This window comes from Stutzerimonas sp. FeSN7, assembly GCF_030263795.1.
GTDB classification, from domain to species: domain Bacteria; phylum Pseudomonadota; class Gammaproteobacteria; order Pseudomonadales; family Pseudomonadaceae; genus Stutzerimonas; species Stutzerimonas stutzeri.
This window is the reverse complement of sequence record NZ_JARPMN010000001.1, coordinates 4630180-4648249: the sequence shown is the minus strand read 5'-3', so window position 1 is coordinate 4648249 and position 18070 is coordinate 4630180. Positions and strand designations below refer to the sequence as shown.

The following is an 18070-nucleotide window of genomic DNA, read 5'->3' as shown; positions in this document are numbered from 1 at the left end:
GTCAGAGGTCCTCGTAGAAGCGCAGGATCAGGGAAAGGATGCCGCCGAGCACCACCAGGTACACGCCGATATCGAACAGCAGCGTGGTGCCCAGGTGGAAATTGCCAAGGACCCGCCACTGGTGGGTCAGGAAGGAGCCGTCCAGCCACAGCCCCGGCAGGCCGCTGAGCAGCGCGGCGAGGATGCCGAAGCCGATCACCGTCATGGGCTCGAAGCGCAGCGTCGCGCGCGCCACCTCGACCCCGCGGGCGAGCGCCAGGGTGGCGAAGCCGGCGGCGGCGATCAGCCCGCCGACGAAGCCGCCACCCGGCTCGTTGTGTCCGCGGTAGAGCACATAGACCGAGACCACCAGCATCACGCCGAAGAGAATCCGCGAGAAGGCGGCGAAGATCAGTGAATTCATCGTGAGTCCCTCCGCCGTGGCAGCGCGCGCAACAGGCCCCACACGCTAATGGCGGCGAACGCCACCACCACCACCTCGCCGAGGGTGTCGATGGCGCGGTAGTCCACCAGCACCACGTTGACCACGTTGCGACCGTGCGCCTCCAGGTAGCTGGTGGCGGCATAGAATTCGGAGATGCGTCCGTCCAGCGGCAGCGCCACGGTGGCAGCCAGGGCGACGAACACCACCAGGGCAAAACCCACCGAGAGCAGGATATCCAGGCGTTTCTCCCGAGGCCGGCGGGTCGAAGCCGTACGCTCCGGCACCCGGAGCAGCAGCGCCACCAGGATAAGTACCAGCAGCACCTCCACCGAGAACTGAGTGAGTGCCACGTCCGGCGCGCCGTTGAGCAGGAAGATCAGCGCCGAGCCGAAGCCCACCACACCGACCGCGATCATCGCGCGCAGCAACGACGGTGTGCGCGTGGCAGCCAGCGCACCCAGGCACATCATCAGGAGCACCACGGCGGTAGGCAGGTCGAATCGTCCGCCGCTCAGGCTGAAGACCGGCCGCGTGCCGCTGGCCAGCACGCCGTAGCCGATGATCAGCAGGACGGCCGTTGCGACCGTGGCGGTGTAGCGATGCTGGTCGCCGTTCTGCAGGAGCCGCGTACAGCGTTCGGCCAGGCGCAAGGTACCGGTGAACAAGGCGTTGTAGCCGGCATCGCCTAGGCTGCGCTTCAGCCCCGTGTTCAACGACAGCGCATAGTGGATGCGATGCCAATAGGCAAGCAGACCGCCGGCGAAGGCGACCACGGTCGCGCTCAGTGCGAGCATCGGCGTAAAGCCGTGCCAGAGCGAGAACGACAGGTCTACCGTATGACCGACGAGCACATCGTTGGCCGGCTGGATCAGCCCGGTGAGCAGGAAATCCGGCGCCAGGCCGAACAGAAAACCCAGGCCGCCGAGCACCAATGGGCCGAGGTACAGGCCTGGGGTCTCCGGATGGTGAACCTCGCTGCGCGCCTTGCCCAGGTAATAGGGCCGAATCGCTGCCACCCCGGCGATCGCCGCGAACACCGCATTGACCAGCACCGCCACGGCCACCACCACCCAGCCGAAGGAGGCATTGAGCTGGCTCTCGAACAGGTATTCCTTGGTGATGAAGCCCAGCGTCGGCGGCAGTCCGGCCATGGAGATCGCTGCCATGCCGGCTGCCAGGGTGGTCATCGGCAGACGCCGGGCCAGCCCGCCGATCAGGCTAAGGCGCCCCTCGCCCACGGCATGGATGGTGGTGCCGGCGCAGAAGAACAGGGCCGCCTTGTACAGCGCGTGCGCAATGATGAAGGCGATCATCGCGGTCACCGAGTAGTCGCCATCCAGACCGATCAGCATCACCAGCACCCCCAGCGACCCCACGGTGGAGTGCGCCAGGACTTCCTTGAAGCCATCGGTGGACAGTGCTCGCACCGCCGCCACCAGCATGGTCAGGCTGCCGACGATGACCAGTGTGGTGCCGAATGCCGGGATCCCGCCAAAGACCAGATCGAAGCGCGCCAGCAGATACACGCCAAGCTTGACCATGGTCGCCGAGTGCAGGAAGGCCGAGGCAGGCGCCGGGGCCTCCATCGCCTGGGGTAGCCAGAAATGGAAGGGCAGCTGCGCCGACTTGGTGAAGGCACCGAGCATGATCAGGATCATCGCCGGTACGGCCAGCGGGCTGGCCAGCAGCTCCGGTGCACGCTCGGCCACTTCCGACAGCGAGAAAGTGCCCAGGGTGATGCCGATCAGCAGGATGCCGGCGAACAGCGCCAGCCCTCCACCGCCGGTTACCACCAGTGACTGCAGGGCGGCCTTGCGCGCCTCCGGCCGGCTGGAATTGAAACCGATCAGCATGAACGACAGCAGGCTGGTGGCTTCCCAGAAAACGAACATCACCACCAGATTGTCGGACAGCACCGTACCGAGCATGGCCGTCATGAACAGCAGGATCAGCGTCAGAAAGCGTGCGGCTTCGGCAGGCGAGGAGTGCGAAAAATAGGCGCCCGCGTAGATCGTCACCAGCGTCCCGATGCCGGTGATCAGCAGAACGAACAGCAGGGCGAAGCCATCCAGGCGGAGGCTCAGCGAAATGCCCAGCGCCGGTACCCACTCAAGGGTCTCGCTGATGGCGCCGGTCTCGCCGAGGTTCGCCCCCAATGCCAGGAAGTAGAGGAACAGGCCGGCCGGCAGCAGCGCAGCGACCCATCCTCCATAGGGATAGGTGCGGCTAACGATGAACCTGGCGAGGATCGCTCCCAGGAATGAAACGAGCAGTGCAGCAAGCACGGCGCCATCCTCTTGTCGTGGATTGCTGGAAACGGCTGAGCTGGTAGCGCGTGTTTTGATAGCAAAGGTAGTTCAAACGATGCGTCGGGCGCTGTTACCAGCTATGTCAGGCGCAGCGGCAAGCCCCTGGCCAGACGCAGGCCAAGAGATAGGAGGGCGATGGGAGGGCACCGGCAAAGGCTGCGCAAGCGCCGTCTGGCGCGGGCCAGACGGCTGCCGGCGGTTCGTCGCGAAGGCGATGGAGCGACCGTGTGGGCGCGGCGCCGCACACGCTCGTGCAATTGTTACTTGCCTATGCAGAAGCTCGAGAAGATGCGACCGAGCAGGTCGTCGGAGCTGAAGGCGCCGGTGATTTCGCCAAGCGCCTGCTGGGCCAGACGCAGGTCCTCAGCCAGCAACTCGCCGGCTCCGGCCAGCGTCAGCTGGTCATGCCCGTGCCGCAGATGCTCGTCGGCCAGACGCAGCGCGTCGAGGTGCCGACGACGCGCGCTGAAGCTGCTTTCGGCGGTCTGCTCGTAGCCCATGCAGTGCTTGAGATGCTCGCGCAGCAGTTCCAGCCCTTCCCCACTGCGCGCGCACAGGCTGAGCGTGGCCTGGCCGTCGTTATCGCAGCGCAGCACGATGGCCTCCCCGGTCAGATCGGCCTTGTTGCGGATCAGCGTGACCTTGCCCGGCTCTGGACTGAAATCGAGAAATTCCGGCCACAGCGCCGAAGGATCGCTGGCTTCGGGGGCGCTGGCATCGACCACCAGAAGGATGCGATCGGCTTCGCCGATGGCGCTCAGGGCACGTTGTACGCCGATACGTTCGACCTGATCCTCGGTATCGCGCAGGCCGGCGGTATCCACCACGTGCAGCGGCATGCCGTCGATGAGAATGTGCTCGCGCAGAACGTCACGGGTCGTACCGGCAATATCGGTGACGATGGCCGCCTCGCGCCCCGCCAATGCGTTGAGCAGACTGGATTTGCCGGCGTTGGGACGACCCGCGATAACCACGGTCATGCCATCGCGCAACAGGGCGCCCTGCCCCGCCTCGCGCAATACTGTGGATAACTCCGTGCGGACCCCGTCCAGTTGCGCCAGCACATGACCGTCGGCGAGGAAGTCGATCTCCTCCTCCGGAAAATCGATCGCCGCCTCGACGTAGATGCGTAGCTGGATCAGCCGTTCGGTCAGCTGGTGCACGCGCCGTGAGAATTCGCCCTGCAGCGAGCGGACCGCGTTGCGTGCAGCCTGGGCAGAGCTGGCCTCGATCAGATCGGCAATGGCCTCGGCCTGAGCCAGGTCGAGCTTGTCGTTGAGGAATGCACGCTCGCTGAATTCGCCAGGTCTGGCCAGGCGCACACCCAGCTCGACACAGCGCTGCAGCAGCATGTCCAGCACCACCGGGCCGCCATGGCCGTGCAGTTCCAGCACATCCTCGCCGGTGAACGAATGCGGGCCGGGGAAAAACAGCAGCAGCCCCTCGTCGATGACTTCGCCATCGTCCGCATGGAATGGGCCGTAATGAGCATGACGCGGCGTCGGTTCGCGACCACTGAGGGTGATGGCGATTGCCCTGGCGCGAGGGCCGGATACACGGACGATGCCCACGCCTCCCCGGCCGGGAGCGGTGGCGACGGCGGCGATGGTGTCGCGAGCTGGGATCATGCGGCCTCCTTTCTGGGCGACGGATAGCAAAACGCCCCAATCAAGGGGCGTTCTGCATGGGCGGGCAAGGCGTCAGGCGGGTTTCGCCCCGGCCTCGATCTGCCGCGTAATGTACCACTGCTGGGCGATGGACAGGATGTTGTTGACCACCCAGTACAGCACCAGACCGGCAGGGAACCAGAGGAAGAAGAAGGTGAAGATGATCGGCAACAGCTTCATCACCCGAGCCTGCATGGGGTCCGGCGGAGTCGGGTTGAGCTGCTGCTGAATGAACATGGTCACGCCCATGATGATCGGCAGGATGAAGTACGGATCCTTGATCGACAGGTCGGTGATCCAGAACATCCAGGGCGCCTGGCGCATCTCCACGCTTTCCAGCAGCACCCAGTACAGGGCCAGGAACACCGGCATCTGCACCAGGATCGGCAGGCAGCCACCCAGCGGATTGATTTTCTCCTTCTTGTACAGCTCCATCATCGCCTGGGACATCTTCTGGCGATCGTCACCGAACTGTTCCTTCAGCGCCTGCATCTTCGGCGAGACGGCGCGCATGCGCGCCATGGACCGGTAGCTGGCCGCCGACAGCGGGAAGAACGCCAGCTTGATGACGATGGTCAGGACGATGATCGACCAGCCCCAGTTGCCGAGCAGGGCGTGGATGTTTTGCAGCAGCCAGAAGATCGGCTGGGCGATGAACCAGAGAATGCCGTAGTCGACCGTCAGACGCAGGCCCGGCGACAGCTCTTCCAGCTTGTCCTGGCTCTTCGGACCGGCATACAGCGTGGCGCCGGTCTCGCCCTGGGCGCCGGCGGGCACGGTAACGGCCGGGCCGGTGAAACCGATGATGTAGTTGCCCTGGCTGTCCTTGCGGGTCTGCACCTGATTGGTGTCGCCGGCTTGGGGAATCCAGGCGGTAACGAAATAGTGCTGCAGCCAGGCGATCCAGCCACCCTGTACGGTTTCGCGCAGGTTCTTGTCGTCCATGTTGCTCATGGACACCTTGCGATACGGCTCGTCCTTGGTCCACAGCGCCGCCCCCAGATAGGTCGCGGTGCCGGTGGCAGTGCTGGACGACGGGTCGCCGCTCTTGTCGCGCTTGAGCTGGCCGAACAGATAACCGGTCCAGGGCTGCTGGCTCTGGTTATCGATCAGGTAGTTCACCTTCAGCGCATAGTTGCCTCGCTCCAGGGTGAAACGCTTGATGTAGTTGACGCCATCGGCGCTGTAGTTCAGGTCGACGACCAGCGCATCCTGCCCTTCGGCCAGCTGATACTCGGTCTTCTCGCTGCTGTACTGCGGACGGCCGCTGGCCTTGTCCGGGCCGTCGCCGATCAGGCCGCTCTGCGCCTCATAGGTACGCTCGCTGCTGCGCTCGAACAGCTGGAACGGCACATCGGGGCGATCCTGACGGCGCGGATACTGCGGCAGATGCAGTTCGACGATGTCGCCACCACGCGGATCGATGGCCAGGTCGAGCACGTCGGTACGGACGCGGATCAACTGGCTGCTCGGTGCGCTGGTCGGCAGGGCGCTGGCCTGCTGCTGACCGGCAACCGCCGGAACGTCGTTGGCATTGCCCTCGGTCGTTGCGCTCGGGCTGTCCGGCAGCGCCGGAGCGGCTGGCTGGCTTTGCGCGGTTTCGGTCGGCAGGGCTGCCTGACCGTAGTCCTGATTCCATTGAAGAACCATCAGGTAGGCAACGACTGCTAGTGCTACGAGCAGTATCGAGCGTTTGATATCCATGGTTACTCGGCCATCGGAGATGAATTGGAAGTGTTGTGTGTAGGCACGGGGTCGTAGCCACCGGGGTTCCACGGGTGGCAGCGCCCCAGTCTGCGCAGACTCAGCCAACCGCCACGCAGCAGACCATGGGTTTCGATGGCCTCGAGCGCGTAGCAGGAGCAGCTTGGATAGAAACGGCAGTGACTGGCCATCATAGGACTGATGGCGTACTGGTAGACCCGGATCGAAGCGATGGCCAATTTACGCATGGGTATTGTTGGCAGCTCCAGGTTCGGCAGCGGTCTTGGCTGGGTTGCGTGACAGTCGCTTCCAGAGCTTGGCGAACTGCTTCGCCAGTTCGGGATTGTCCAGATCAGCCAATCCCTTGCGGGCGATGATCACGATGTCCCAGCCCGCCAGTTCCAGCTGATGATGGCGAAAGGTTTCCCGTATCTGCCGCTTGATGCGGTTACGTTCCACCGAAAGCTTGACGCTTTTCTTGCCGATCACCAGCCCTAGGCGGGGGTGTTGCAGATCGTTCTCGCGTGCCAGCAGCAGGACGTTCCTGCCAGGCACCTTACCGGAAGGGGAGTCGAAGACTGCCTTGAATTGGCGGGGAGTCAGCAGACGCTTTTCCCGGCCGAAGCCCCGACTCACTACCTGTTCCGATATCAGACGGTCAGACGCTTACGGCCTTTGGCGCGACGGCGGGACAGAACTTGACGACCGTTCTTGGTGGCCATGCGGGCACGGAAGCCATGGGTACGAGCGCGCTTGATGGTGCTGGGTTGGAAAGTGCGTTTCATGGTGCGGTTACCTGGTGATCCATTGCGGGCCGGAATGGCCCCCTTTTAAGAGACCGGCGATTGTAGAGAAGCTGTCCGGCCAGGTCAATTTCCAACCAGTTCCATCGAGCTGAAAAATAGATAAGAAAGAAAAGAAATATAAGCTCTTAAGATGTAATGCTTATGTATGTGTGCTCGACTTTCTGTGGATACCTTTCTGAAAGCCTCGCCGTTCATGGCGTTCAGCGTTATTGAAACAGGTGGAAAAGCGGTGTGGCTCTGGTGGGAAGGCTCTGTGAAGCCTGGGGATTAAACTTCGACATATCCACAGACGGGGTCATCCGGAGGTTTCCCACAGTCTTAAACACCGCTCTCAGGCAATGTTATCAACAAGCTTGCCGAGCAGCTTTTCATTGTGCTGGACGCCGCGGATTCGCAGTGGCATGGGTCGGGTTCTTGTGGATAACCGGCCTGCGCACGGCTACAATGGCCGCCTTCTTACCTCGACAGAGTCGATAGGAGCTTCCGTGTCGGTGGAACTTTGGCAGCAGTGTGTTGAGCTTTTGCGCGATGAACTGCCTGCTCAGCAATTCAACACATGGATTCGTCCTCTGCAGGTCGAAGGCGACGGCGATGAGCTGCGCGTCTATGCCCCCAACCGTTTCGTGCTCGACTGGGTCAACGAGAAGTACCTGTCGCGCCTGCTTGAGCTGCTGTCCGAGCGCTCGACCGGACTGGCACCGGCACTCTCCCTTCTTATAGGTAGCAAGCGCACCTCCGCCGCCGCCCTGCCCTCTGCCGCCGCAGCTGCGCGTGCCCAGCCGCAGCCAGCCGCAGCCGAGTCGGCCGTGCCCGCTGCGGCGGTACAACAGCCGGCCCCCCGCTTCGAGCCGCTGGTTGCCGAGACACCGGAGCCGGAGCCGCCGCGTACCGAGCGGACCGTGCAGGTCGAAGGTGGCCTCAAGCACACCAGTTATCTGAACCGCACCTTCACCTTCGAGAATTTCGTCGAAGGCAAGTCCAACCAGCTGGCACGGGCTGCCGCCTGGCAGGTGGCGGACAATCCGAAGCATGGTTACAACCCGCTCTTCCTTTATGGTGGCGTGGGTTTGGGCAAGACCCACCTGATGCATGCGGTGGGCAACCATCTGCTGAAGAAGAATCCGAATGCCAAAGTGGTGTACCTGCATTCGGAGCGTTTCGTCGCCGACATGGTCAAGGCCCTGCAGCTCAACGCCATCAACGAATTCAAGCGCTTCTATCGTTCGGTGGATGCGCTGCTGATCGATGACATCCAGTTCTTCGCGAAGAAGGAGCGCTCTCAGGAAGAGTTCTTCCATACTTTCAATGCGCTGCTCGAAGGCGGCCAGCAGGTCATCCTTACCAGTGACCGCTATCCGAAGGAGATCGATGGGCTCGAGGAGCGCCTTAAGTCGCGTTTCGGCTGGGGGTTGACCGTAGCGGTCGAGCCGCCCGAACTGGAGACCCGCGTGGCGATCCTGATGAAGAAGGCGGATCAGGCCAAGGTGGACCTGCCCCATGATGCGGCCTTCTTCATTGCCCAGCGTATTCGCTCCAATGTCCGCGAACTCGAGGGTGCGCTGAAGCGCGTGATCGCTCATGCCCACTTCATGGGCCGCGACATCACCATCGAGCTGATCCGTGAGTCGCTGAAAGACCTGCTGGCGTTGCAGGATAAACTGGTCAGCGTCGACAATATTCAGCGCACCGTGGCCGAGTACTACAAGATCAAGATTTCCGATCTGCTGTCCAAGCGGCGTTCCCGTTCGGTCGCGCGTCCTCGGCAAGTGGCCATGGCCCTCTCCAAGGAATTGACCAACCACAGCCTGCCGGAGATCGGCGACGCGTTCGGCGGTCGGGATCACACCACGGTGCTGCACGCCTGCCGTAAGATCGCCGAATTGCGGGAAACGGATGCGGACATACGCGAAGACTACAAGAATTTGCTGCGAACTTTGACAACCTGAGTGCGACCCAATCTATAGGCAAGGGACCAGACCATGCATTTTTCCATTCAGCGCGAAGCCCTGTTGAAACCCCTGCAGCTGGTTGCTGGCGTCGTCGAGCGCCGTCAGACCTTGCCGGTGCTGTCCAACGTTCTTCTCGTCGTACAGGGGCAGCAGCTGTCGCTGACCGGTACCGACTTGGAAGTCGAACTGGTGGGCCGTGTCGCGCTGGAAGATGCCGCCGAGCCTGGCGAGATCACCGTGCCGGCGCGCAAGCTCATGGACATCTGCAAGAGCCTGCCGAGCGATGCGCTGATCAGCATTCGCCTGGATGACCAGAAGGTCGTCATCAAGTCGGGGCGCAGCCGCTTCACGCTGTCGACCCTGCCGGCCAACGATTTCCCTACCGTGGAAGAAGGTCCGGGCTCGCTGTCATTCACCGTCGCGCAGGGCAAGCTGCGCAAGCTCATCGAGCGCAGCGCATTCGCCATGGCCCAGCAGGACGTGCGCTATTACCTCAACGGCATGCTGATCGAAGTGTCCAGCGGCATGTTGCGTGCCGTCGCCACCGATGGCCATCGCCTGGCCATGTGTTCGATGCAGGCCGGCATCGAACAGCCCGATCGCCACCAGGTGATCGTTCCGCGCAAGGGTATTCTGGAATTGGCGCGTCTGCTCAACGACCAGGATGCCGAGGTCAGCATCGTGCTGGGTCAGCATCACATTCGCGCCACCACCGGCGAGTTCACCTTCACCTCCAAGTTGGTGGATGGCAAGTTCCCCGACTACGAGCGCGTGCTGCCGCGGGGCGGTGACAAGCTGGTGGTCGGTGATCGCCAGCTGCTGCGCGAGGCGTTCAGTCGCACCGCAATCCTCTCCAACGAAAAGTACCGGGGCATTCGGCTGCAGCTGGAAAGCGGCCTGTTGAAAATCCAGGCCAACAACCCGGAGCAGGAGGAAGCAGAGGAAGAAGTCGCCGTCGACTACAACGGCGGTTCGCTGGAGATCGGTTTCAACGTCAGCTATCTGCTGGATGTCCTTGGCGTGATGACTACCGAGCAGGTGCGGCTGATTCTCTCCGACGCCAACAGCAGCGCGCTGGTGCAGGAGTTCGATAACGACGATTCCGCCTACGTCGTGATGCCGATGCGTCTGTAACCCCGCTTAATGTCCCTCAGCCGTCTCTCCGTCACCGGGGTTCGCAATCTGCACCCGGTGACGCTGACCCCCTCCTCGCGCATCAACATCCTCTTCGGCGACAACGGCAGCGGCAAGACGAGCCTGCTGGAAGCCATCCATCTGCTCGGCCTCGCACGTTCCTTTCGCAGTATTCGACTGAATCCGGTGATCACCTACGAGCAACCGGCTTGCACGGTGTTCGGCCAGGTCGAGCTTCCGGATCAGCACAGTCGAGCCCTGGGCGTCTCCAGAGATCGCAGTGGCGAAGTCCGAATTCGTATCGATGGGCAGAGCGTTCGCTCTGCCGCCGAGTTGGCTGACACCCTGCCGCTGCAGCTGATCAACCCTGACAGTTTCCGCTTGCTGGAGGGCGCTCCCAAGCTGCGCAGGCAGTTTCTCGATTGGGGGGTGTTCCACGTGGAACATCGATTCATGAGTGCCTGGCAGCGCCTGCAGCAGGCCCTGCGGCAACGGAACTCATGGCTCCGGCATGGTACACTGGACGGCGCTTCGGACGCTGCCTGGAGCCGGGAACTGAGCCTGGCCAGCGACGAGATCGATGGTTATCGCCGGGCTTACATCCAAGCGCTGAAACCGGTCTTCGAGACCACGCTCAAGGCGCTGTTGGACCTGGATGGCCTGACGCTGAGCTATTACCGCGGTTGGGACAAGGATCGGCCACTGGTCGATGTACTGGCTTCGTCACTGGAGCGCGATCGCGCAATGGGCCATACGCAATCTGGACCGCAGCGCGCGGATCTGCGACTGAAGGTTGGCAGTCATAACGCGGCTGAAGTGTTGTCGCGTGGGCAACAGAAGCTGGTGGTGTGTGCGTTGCGCATTGCCCAAGGTCATCTCGTTAGCGAGGCCAAGCGCGGGCAATGCATTTATCTGGTCGACGACCTGCCCTCGGAGCTGGATGCGCAGCACCGATTGGCGTTGTGCAGGTTGCTCGAACAGCTGAACTGTCAGGTTTTTATTACCTGCGTCGATTCAACCGTTTTGCAAGAAGGCTGGGGTGAACAGACACCAGTCTCAATGTTTCACGTGGAACATGGGCAAATCACCCAGCTCCACGGCCCCTCGGGAGTGAAGGCATGAGTGAGAACCACACGTACGACTCTTCGAGCATCAAGGTACTGAAAGGTCTTGATGCCGTGCGTAAGCGCCCTGGCATGTATATCGGCGACACCGATGACGGCACCGGCCTGCACCACATGGTCTTCGAAGTCGTCGATAACTCGATCGATGAAGCGCTGGCCGGCTACTGCAGCGATATTTCCATCACCATCCATACCGATGAATCCATCACCGTGCGCGACAACGGCCGCGGCATTCCGGTGGATATTCACGAAGAAGGCGTATCGGCAGCCGAGGTCATCATGACCGTGCTGCACGCAGGCGGTAAGTTCGACGACAACTCCTACAAGGTATCCGGTGGCCTGCACGGCGTGGGTGTCTCGGTGGTGAATGCATTGTCCGAGGAGCTGCTGCTGACCATCCGCCGCGAAGGCAAGGTGTGGGAACAGCTCTATCGCCATGGCGTCCCGCAAGCGCCGCTCGCGGCCGTGGGCGAGACCGATACGTCGGGCACGCAGATCCATTTCAAACCATCCGCCGAGACCTTCCAGAACATCCATTTCAGCTGGGATATTCTGGCCAAGCGTCTTCGCGAACTGTCCTTTCTCAACTCCGGGGTGGGTATCGTCCTGCGCGACGAGCGCACGGCCAAGGAAGAACTGTTCAAGTACGAAGGCGGCCTCAGCGCCTTCGTCGCCTACCTGAACACCAACAAGACCGCGGTGAATCAGGTGTTCCACTTCAACGTCCAGCGTGACGATGGCGTCGGCGTCGAAGTCGCGCTGCAGTGGAACGACAGCTTCAACGAGAACATCCTCTGCTTTACCAACAACATTCCCCAGCGTGACGGCGGCACTCACCTGGCCGGCTTCCGCTCCGCACTGACGCGTAACCTGAACAACTACATCGAGCAGGAAGGCCTGGCGAAGAAGCACAAGATCGCCACCACCGGTGACGATGCGCGTGAAGGTCTGACCGCGATCATCTCGGTCAAGGTACCGGATCCGAAATTCAGTTCCCAGACCAAGGACAAGCTGGTTTCCTCCGAGGTGAAGACCGCGGTGGAACAGGAGATGGGCAAGTACTTCGCCGACTTCCTGCTGGAGCATCCAAACGAGGCGAAGGCGGTGGTCGGCAAGATGATCGACGCTGCCCGCGCCCGTGAGGCTGCGCGCAAGGCACGGGAAATGACCCGGCGCAAAGGCGCGCTGGATATCGCCGGCCTGCCGGGCAAGCTTGCCGACTGCCAGGAGAAGGATCCTGCGCTGTCCGAACTGTACATCGTGGAGGGTGACTCCGCGGGTGGCTCGGCCAAGCAGGGCCGCAACCGCAAGACCCAGGCGATCCTCCCGCTCAAGGGCAAGATCCTCAACGTCGAGAAGGCACGCTTCGACAAGATGCTCTCGTCCCAGGAAGTCGGCACGCTGATCACCGCGCTGGGTTGCGGCATCGGCCGCGAGGAATACAACATCGACAAGCTGCGGTACCACAACATCATCATCATGACCGATGCTGACGTCGACGGTTCGCACATCCGGACCCTGCTGCTGACCTTTTTCTTCCGCCAGTTGCCCGAGCTGATCGAGCGTGGCTATGTGTATATCGCGCAACCGCCGCTGTACAAGGTCAAGCGCGGCAAGCAGGAGCAGTACATCAAGGACGACGAGGCGATGGAGGAATACCTCACCCAGTCGGCCTTGGAAGATGCCAGCCTGCACGTCAACGATGATGCGCCAGGCCTGGCCGGCGAAGCGCTGGAGAAGCTGGTCAACGACTACCGTACGGTTATGAAGACCCTGCAGCGCCTGTCGCGACTGTACCCGCTGGAGCTGACCGAGCACTTCATCTATCTGCCTCGGGTTACGCTCGAGCAGCTGGCTGACCACTCCGCGATGCAGTCCTGGCTCGAGCAGTACAGCGCGCGGCTCAAGGGTGGCGAGCGCTCGGGGCTGGTCTACAACCTCAGCCTGCGCGAGGACAAGGAACGCCACCTGTGGCTCCCGGAGGTGGAGATCAGCTCCCACGGCCTGGCCAGCTACATCACCTTCAACCGTGATTTCTTCGGCAGCAACGATTACCGCACGGTGACCGCGCTGGGCGAGAAGCTCAACAGTCTGCTGGAAGAAGGTGCCTACGTGCAGCGTGGCGAGCGCAAGAAGCCGGTCGCCAGCTTCAAGGAAGCGCTGGACTGGCTGATGAACGAGGGCACCCGTCGGCACAGCGTTCAGCGCTACAAGGGTCTCGGCGAGATGAACCCGGACCAACTGTGGGAAACCACCATGGACCCGAACGTGCGGCGCATGCTCAAGGTGACGATCGAAGACGCCATCGCGGCGGACCAGATCTTCAACACGCTGATGGGCGATGCAGTGGAACCCCGCCGAGAGTTCATCGAAACCAACGCGCTGGCGGTCTCGAATCTGGACTTCTGATGCGGTGCGTGTAGATCCAGTGTGATGCAAAAGGAACCCCGGCCTCGGCCGGGGTTTTCGTTTTCAGCATAGACAGATCAAATCGAAGCGACTGTTTTAATCAATTTCGGAATAGCCCTACTGCGGAGTAGAGTTTGCCCCATTCGAGTCATTCATCTTAAGAGCCCCTAGGGCCAATACACTTTGACGGGGTAAGTCGCCAATGTTGGATTCCAATCTCAAGACCCAGTTGAAAGCCTACCTGGAGAAGGTCACCCAGCCCTTCGAGATCGTCGCGTCCCTCGATGACGGCGAGAAATCCCGGGAGCTGCTGAGCCTGCTGCAGGACATCGCCGGCCTCAGCGACAAGATCACCTTGAAGACCGACGGTGACGATGCGCGCAAGCCGTCGTTCTCGCTCAACCGCATCGGCGGCAACATCAGCCTGCGTTTTGCCGGCATCCCCATGGGCCACGAATTCACCTCGCTGGTGCTGGCCCTGCTGCAGGTCGGTGGCCACCCGTCGAGGACCGCACCGGAAGTCATTGAGCAGATCAAGGCGCTCGACGGCGACTACCGCTTCGAAACCTACTTCTCGCTGTCCTGCCAGAACTGCCCGGACGTGGTTCAGGCGCTGAACCTGATGGCCGTGCTCAACCCGAACGTCAAGCACGTGGCCATCGACGGCGCGCTGTTCCAGGACGAAGTCGAAGCGCGGCAGATCATGTCGGTGCCGAGCATCTACCTCAACGGCGAGCTGTTCACCCAGGGCCGCATGAGCGAAGAAGAGATCCTCGCCAAGCTCGACACCGGTTCCAGCGCCCGTGATGCCGAGAAGCTCAAGGGCAAGGACGCCTTCGACGTGCTGGTGGTCGGCGGCGGCCCGGCCGGCGCCGCAGCGGCCATCTACGCCGCGCGCAAGGGCATCCGCACCGGCGTCGCGGCCGAGCGCTTCGGCGGTCAGGTGCTGGACACCATGGCCATCGAGAACTTCATCTCGGTGAAGGAAACCGAAGGCCCGAAACTGGCCCGCGCGCTGGAAGAGCACGTGCGCGAGTACGAGGTCGACATCATGAACCTGCAGCGCGCCAGCCAGCTGATCCCGGCCGGCGAAGACGGCTTGCATCGCGTCCGGTTCGACAATGGCGGCGAGCTCAAGGCCAAGACCCTGATCCTCGCCACTGGCGCGCGCTGGCGCGAGATGAACGTGCCCGGCGAGCAGGAATACCGCGGCCGTGGCGTCGCCTACTGCCCGCACTGCGACGGCCCGCTGTTCAAGGGCAAGCGCGTGGCGGTGATCGGCGGTGGCAACTCTGGCGTGGAAGCGGCCATCGACCTGGCCGGCATCGTCGCCCACGTGACCCTGCTGGAATTCGGCGAAGACCTGCGTGCCGACGCCGTGCTGCAGCGCAAGCTCAACAGCCTGCCCAACGTCCGCGTGCTGAAGATGGCGCAGACCACCGAGGTCAAGGGCGACGGCCAGAAGGTCACGGGCCTGGTCTACAAGGACCGCACCAACGACGAGGTGCACAGCGTCGAGCTGGAAGGCATCTTCGTGCAGATCGGCCTGCTGCCCAACAGCGAATGGCTCAAGGGCACCCTGGAGCTGTCGCGTTTCGGCGAGATCATCGTCGACGCCAAGGGCCAGACCAGCATCCCCGGCGTGTTCGCCGCCGGTGACGTGACCACGGTGCCGTACAAGCAGATCGTGATCGCCGTCGGCGAAGGCGCCAAGGCCTCGCTGAGCGCCTTTGATCACCTGATCCGCACCTCCGCGCCGGCCTGATCGGGATCGGCAAACAAAAGGGGAGCAACCCTGAGGTTGCTCCCCTTTTTCGCGTTCACGGTCGGCGTTGCTTCAGCCGGCGTATAGCACGCAGCGATTGCGCCCGCCGTGCTTGGCCTGATAGAGCGCCTGGTCGGCCTGTTGCAGCAGGCGTTCGTAGTCGGGGTGACCGTCGTGCACCGCCATACCGATGCTGACCGTCACCTGCAGCACCTCGCCGCTGGACAGGCGGAAGTGCTCGCGGGCGATGCGTTCGCGCAGTTTCTCGGCAGCCGTCAGCGCCTTGTTGGTATCGATGTCCACCAGCACCAGCAGGAACTCTTCGCCCCCCAGGCGGAACGCATAGTCGCCGCCGCGGGTGTTGCTCGCCAGCAGCGCACCGACTTGCTGAAGAATCTGGTCGCCGGCGTCGTGGCCATGGGTGTCGTTGATACGTTTGAAGTGATCGACATCGATGGCGAGCACACCGAAGGTGTTGTTCGACTGGCGCGCGTAGAGCACTTCCTTGGCCATCACCACCGGCAGGAATTTTCGATTGAGCAGACGCGTCAGGACATCACGGCCAGCCTCCAGATCGTTGGCCTGCTCGAACAGGCTGTCGAGCAGGAACTTGATCGAGCGCGTCTGCTCGCGGATCTGATGCAGCTTGCCCAGGCGTCCGGCGGCATCGTCCAGCGTGGCGATGGCCTTGAGCTCTTCATCGATCTGCGTGATGTATTCGAGGATGCTCGCGCTCTCCGGCGAGCCCTGGAAGGCATGGGAAGCCTTGTGGCGGAACCACAGGCCGAACTCGGAGCCGGCCAGCTGCGGCAGCGTGCCGGTAAGGTTGCCGATGGCCAGGTCGAACATCAGCTGGTTCTCCCAGTCCAGCAGTGCCGCGCGTTGGCGCTCCTTCTCGACACCGATGTTCTGCGAGACGGAGAACAGCCGATAGGCTTCCTCGGCTCGCGAGTTGCGGTCATGGGACTGGGAATAGGCGAAGCAGATGATCTCCACCGCCAGGTCGATCAGGTCGGCCCCCATGCGCGCGGCCTTGCGCCTGATCGGCTCGGCGAGCTCGCGTTGTTCCAGCAACTGGCGCAGGCGACCCTTGAGCGAGCGGGAGCCGCGCAGCACCAGGCTGACCGGTATCTCGATACGGGCGTGGATGTCGCCGACCTTGCGCTGCAGGTCGATCACGGCATTGAGGTCGCTGTGGGCCGTCGATGAACAGACCGTCACGATCCACTTCTGCATCGATTTGCCGAGGCGGTTCTTCACCTGATCGTGGGACAGGAAGCTGGCCGAATGGGGATCGGCGAGCATCTGCGAATAGAAGTGCTCGGCCAGTTCCTGGCTCTTCTCGGCGGTCACCGCCTGCAGAGCGGCGGCGGCTTCGGCCGGATAGCCGTCCAGCAGGCGCAGCCACTCGGCGACCAGCTGATGGTTGGGTATTTGCTGCATAGGGACTCGCTAGGTTGGGCGGGCGTCCCTGCCGGCCCCGGCGTTGATCAGTGGGTCGGACGACCCTGTACTTCGAGCTGACTGACTTGCGCGTTGACCCAGTCTTCGGCGCGCTGGTTGAGTTCGGCGACAGCGCGCGGGCCTTCGCTCTCGGCCATCATCGGCGGGCCGATGACCACCTGGATGGTGCCGGGGCGCTTGCCCCAGCCTGCCTTGGGCCAGAACATGCCGGCGTTGTGGGCGATCGGCAGCACCGGCAGTCCGGCATTGACTGCCAGCGCAGCGCCGCTGCGGGAGAACTTGGCCGGCTGGCCGACCGGTACACGGGTACCTTCCGGAAAGATCAGCACCCAGGCGCCCTGCTCCAGTCGCTCGTGACCCTGCTTGGCGACCTGGCGCAGCGCCGCCTTTGGGTTGTCGCGGTCGATGGCGATGGGCTTGAGCAGCATGATCGCCCAGCCGAAGAACGGCACCCGCAGCAACTCGCGCTTGAGCACCTGGGTCAGCGGCTCGAAGTAGGCCGAAAGAAAGAAGGTCTCCCAGGTGCTCTGGTGCTTGGCCAGGATCACGCAGGGACGCGCCGGTACGTTCTCCGCTCCATGCACTTCGTAGCGCAGGCCGACCAGCGTCTTGCCCAACCAGATGGCGCAGCGGCACCAGTTCTGCACCACGAAGCGATAGCGGGCACGAAACGCCATGAAGGGCGCGAACACCAGACTCACCAGGCACCAGACGAAGGCGGTGAAGGCCAGCAGGAAATAGAACAGCACTATGCGGAGGGGAAACAGGAGGCTCATCGAGAACTCTCGAGTAGATGATCGACTACGGCGGCCAGGTCATCGAATACCTGCGTACCCGGCGGCAGCGTACCTTCCAGAGTGCGCAGGCCCTTGCCGGTCCTGACCAGGTAGGGGACGCCACCCAGCAGCATGCCGGCATGCAGATCGCGATGGCTGTCGCCCACCACCGGAACGCCCTTGAGATCGGCCAGGCCGAAGTGCTCGGCGATGGTGCGAAACATCCCGGGCTTGGGCTTGCGGCAGTCGCAACCATCGTCCGGGCCGTGGGGGCAATGCACGATCAGGTCGATGCGCCCGCCCTGCCCCATCACCAGCTGCTGCATCTTGAAGTGCATGTCGCCGAGGGTGCTCAGGTCGAACTTGCCGCGCGCCACGCCGGACTGGTTGGTGGCCACCGCCACCGTCCAGCCGGCCTTGCACAACCGCGCAATCGCCTCCAGCGACCCGGGAATGGGAATCCACTCCTCCACCGACTTGACGTACTCGTCGGAGTCCTCGTTGATCACGCCGTCGCGGTCCAGCACGATCAGCTTCAC

Annotated in this window: 15 protein-coding genes; 5 read left to right on the top strand and 10 right to left on the bottom strand. The window is 62.8% G+C overall.

Annotation, left to right across the window (positions count from 1 at the left end; all coding sequences use genetic code 11):
- Nucleotide 1: 1 nt before the first annotated feature.
- The 7 genes from P5703_RS22115 to rpmH all read right to left on the bottom strand — a co-directional run bounded on the left by P5703_RS22115 (nucleotide 2) and on the right by rpmH (nucleotide 6889).
- On the bottom strand, nucleotides 2-403 hold the full coding sequence (locus P5703_RS22115) for an MnhB domain-containing protein (RefSeq protein WP_125872955.1): 402 nt from the start codon (nucleotides 401-403) through the stop codon (nucleotides 2-4).
- Nucleotides 400-2709: a hydrogen gas-evolving membrane-bound hydrogenase subunit E gene (gene mbhE / locus P5703_RS22110; RefSeq protein WP_218422048.1), complete on the bottom strand. Its 2310-nt coding sequence runs from the start codon at nucleotides 2707-2709 to the stop codon at nucleotides 400-402. The genes P5703_RS22115 and mbhE overlap by 4 nt, the downstream gene beginning before the upstream one ends.
- 284 nt (nucleotides 2710-2993) lie before the next feature.
- On the bottom strand, nucleotides 2994-4361 hold the full coding sequence (gene mnmE / locus P5703_RS22105) for a tRNA uridine-5-carboxymethylaminomethyl(34) synthesis GTPase MnmE (RefSeq protein WP_017244919.1): 1368 nt from the start codon (nucleotides 4359-4361) through the stop codon (nucleotides 2994-2996).
- 72 nt (nucleotides 4362-4433) lie between these two features.
- The gene (gene yidC / locus P5703_RS22100; RefSeq protein ID WP_011915210.1) at nucleotides 4434-6104 is read right to left on the bottom strand and encodes a membrane protein insertase YidC; all 1671 of its coding nucleotides are present in this window, start codon (nucleotides 6102-6104) and stop codon (nucleotides 4434-4436) included.
- A 2-nt stretch (nucleotides 6105-6106) separates the two neighbouring features.
- Entirely contained in the window at nucleotides 6107-6352 is a 246-nt protein-coding gene (gene yidD / locus P5703_RS22095) for a membrane protein insertion efficiency factor YidD (RefSeq protein ID WP_011915211.1), read from the bottom strand.
- Nucleotides 6345-6740, bottom strand: coding sequence for a ribonuclease P protein component (gene rnpA, locus P5703_RS22090; RefSeq protein WP_011915212.1), 396 nt, complete (start codon nucleotides 6738-6740; stop codon nucleotides 6345-6347). The genes yidD and rnpA overlap by 8 nt, the downstream gene beginning before the upstream one ends.
- Nucleotides 6741-6754: 14 nt before the next feature.
- Nucleotides 6755-6889: a 50S ribosomal protein L34 gene (rpmH, locus tag P5703_RS22085; protein WP_003290924.1), complete on the bottom strand. Its 135-nt coding sequence runs from the start codon at nucleotides 6887-6889 to the stop codon at nucleotides 6755-6757.
- Nucleotides 6890-7395: 506 nt separating this feature from the next.
- Between rpmH and dnaA the strand changes: the two genes are divergently transcribed.
- The 5 genes from dnaA to ahpF all read left to right on the top strand — a co-directional run bounded on the left by dnaA (nucleotide 7396) and on the right by ahpF (nucleotide 15291).
- Entirely contained in the window at nucleotides 7396-8856 is a 1461-nt protein-coding gene (dnaA, locus tag P5703_RS22080) for a chromosomal replication initiator protein DnaA (RefSeq protein WP_285589826.1), read from the top strand.
- Between the two features lie 33 nt (nucleotides 8857-8889).
- On the top strand, nucleotides 8890-9993 hold the full coding sequence (dnaN, locus tag P5703_RS22075) for a DNA polymerase III subunit beta (RefSeq protein ID WP_011911253.1): 1104 nt from the start codon (nucleotides 8890-8892) through the stop codon (nucleotides 9991-9993).
- A gap of 9 nt (nucleotides 9994-10002) precedes the next feature.
- The gene (gene recF / locus P5703_RS22070; protein WP_285589823.1) at nucleotides 10003-11115 is read left to right on the top strand and encodes a DNA replication/repair protein RecF; all 1113 of its coding nucleotides are present in this window, start codon (nucleotides 10003-10005) and stop codon (nucleotides 11113-11115) included.
- Complete coding sequence (gene gyrB / locus P5703_RS22065; protein ID WP_285589820.1) at nucleotides 11112-13526, top strand: DNA topoisomerase (ATP-hydrolyzing) subunit B; 2415 nt, start codon at nucleotides 11112-11114, stop codon at nucleotides 13524-13526. The genes recF and gyrB overlap by 4 nt, the downstream gene beginning before the upstream one ends.
- A gap of 202 nt (nucleotides 13527-13728) precedes the next feature.
- Complete coding sequence (gene ahpF, locus P5703_RS22060; RefSeq protein WP_125866713.1) at nucleotides 13729-15291, top strand: alkyl hydroperoxide reductase subunit F; 1563 nt, start codon at nucleotides 13729-13731, stop codon at nucleotides 15289-15291.
- A gap of 72 nt (nucleotides 15292-15363) precedes the next feature.
- On the opposite strand, the gene P5703_RS22055 is transcribed toward ahpF, so the two are convergent.
- Genes P5703_RS22055 through gmhB form a run of 3 tightly spaced genes read right to left on the bottom strand, consistent with a single transcriptional unit; the run spans nucleotide 15364 to nucleotide 18070 of the window.
- The gene (locus tag P5703_RS22055) at nucleotides 15364-16734 is read right to left on the bottom strand and encodes a GGDEF domain-containing protein (protein WP_125866712.1); all 1371 of its coding nucleotides are present in this window, start codon (nucleotides 16732-16734) and stop codon (nucleotides 15364-15366) included.
- 47 nt (nucleotides 16735-16781) lie between these two features.
- Nucleotides 16782-17531, bottom strand: a complete 750-nt coding sequence (locus tag P5703_RS22050; RefSeq protein WP_011911258.1) for a lysophospholipid acyltransferase family protein — start codon at nucleotides 17529-17531, stop codon at nucleotides 16782-16784.
- On the bottom strand, nucleotides 17528-18070 hold the full coding sequence (gene gmhB, locus P5703_RS22045; protein WP_013981184.1) for a D-glycero-beta-D-manno-heptose 1,7-bisphosphate 7-phosphatase: 543 nt from the start codon (nucleotides 18068-18070) through the stop codon (nucleotides 17528-17530). The genes P5703_RS22050 and gmhB overlap by 4 nt, the downstream gene beginning before the upstream one ends.

What these genes read in the sequence shown, in the direction of transcription:
- yidC (WP_011915210.1), bottom strand. Translation starts at nt 6,104, where the DNA reads ATGGATATCAAACGCTCGATACTGCTCGTAGCACTAGCAGTCGTTGCC.
- gyrB (WP_285589820.1), top strand. Translation starts at nt 11,112, where the DNA reads ATGAGTGAGAACCACACGTACGACTCTTCGAGCATCAAGGTACTGAAA.
- ahpF (WP_125866713.1), top strand. Translation starts at nt 13,729, where the DNA reads ATGTTGGATTCCAATCTCAAGACCCAGTTGAAAGCCTACCTGGAGAAG.
- P5703_RS22055 (WP_125866712.1), bottom strand. Translation starts at nt 16,734, where the DNA reads ATGCAGCAAATACCCAACCATCAGCTGGTCGCCGAGTGGCTGCGCCTG.
- P5703_RS22115 (WP_125872955.1), bottom strand. Translation starts at nt 403, where the DNA reads ATGAATTCACTGATCTTCGCCGCCTTCTCGCGGATTCTCTTCGGCGTG.
- P5703_RS22050 (WP_011911258.1), bottom strand. Translation starts at nt 17,531, where the DNA reads ATGAGCCTCCTGTTTCCCCTCCGCATAGTGCTGTTCTATTTCCTGCTG.
- rpmH (WP_003290924.1), bottom strand. Translation starts at nt 6,889, where the DNA reads ATGAAACGCACTTTCCAACCCAGCACCATCAAGCGCGCTCGTACCCAT.
- mnmE (WP_017244919.1), bottom strand. Translation starts at nt 4,361, where the DNA reads ATGATCCCAGCTCGCGACACCATCGCCGCCGTCGCCACCGCTCCCGGC.
- dnaN (WP_011911253.1), top strand. Translation starts at nt 8,890, where the DNA reads ATGCATTTTTCCATTCAGCGCGAAGCCCTGTTGAAACCCCTGCAGCTG.
- yidD (WP_011915211.1), bottom strand. Translation starts at nt 6,352, where the DNA reads ATGCGTAAATTGGCCATCGCTTCGATCCGGGTCTACCAGTACGCCATC.
- recF (WP_285589823.1), top strand. Translation starts at nt 10,003, where the DNA reads ATGTCCCTCAGCCGTCTCTCCGTCACCGGGGTTCGCAATCTGCACCCG.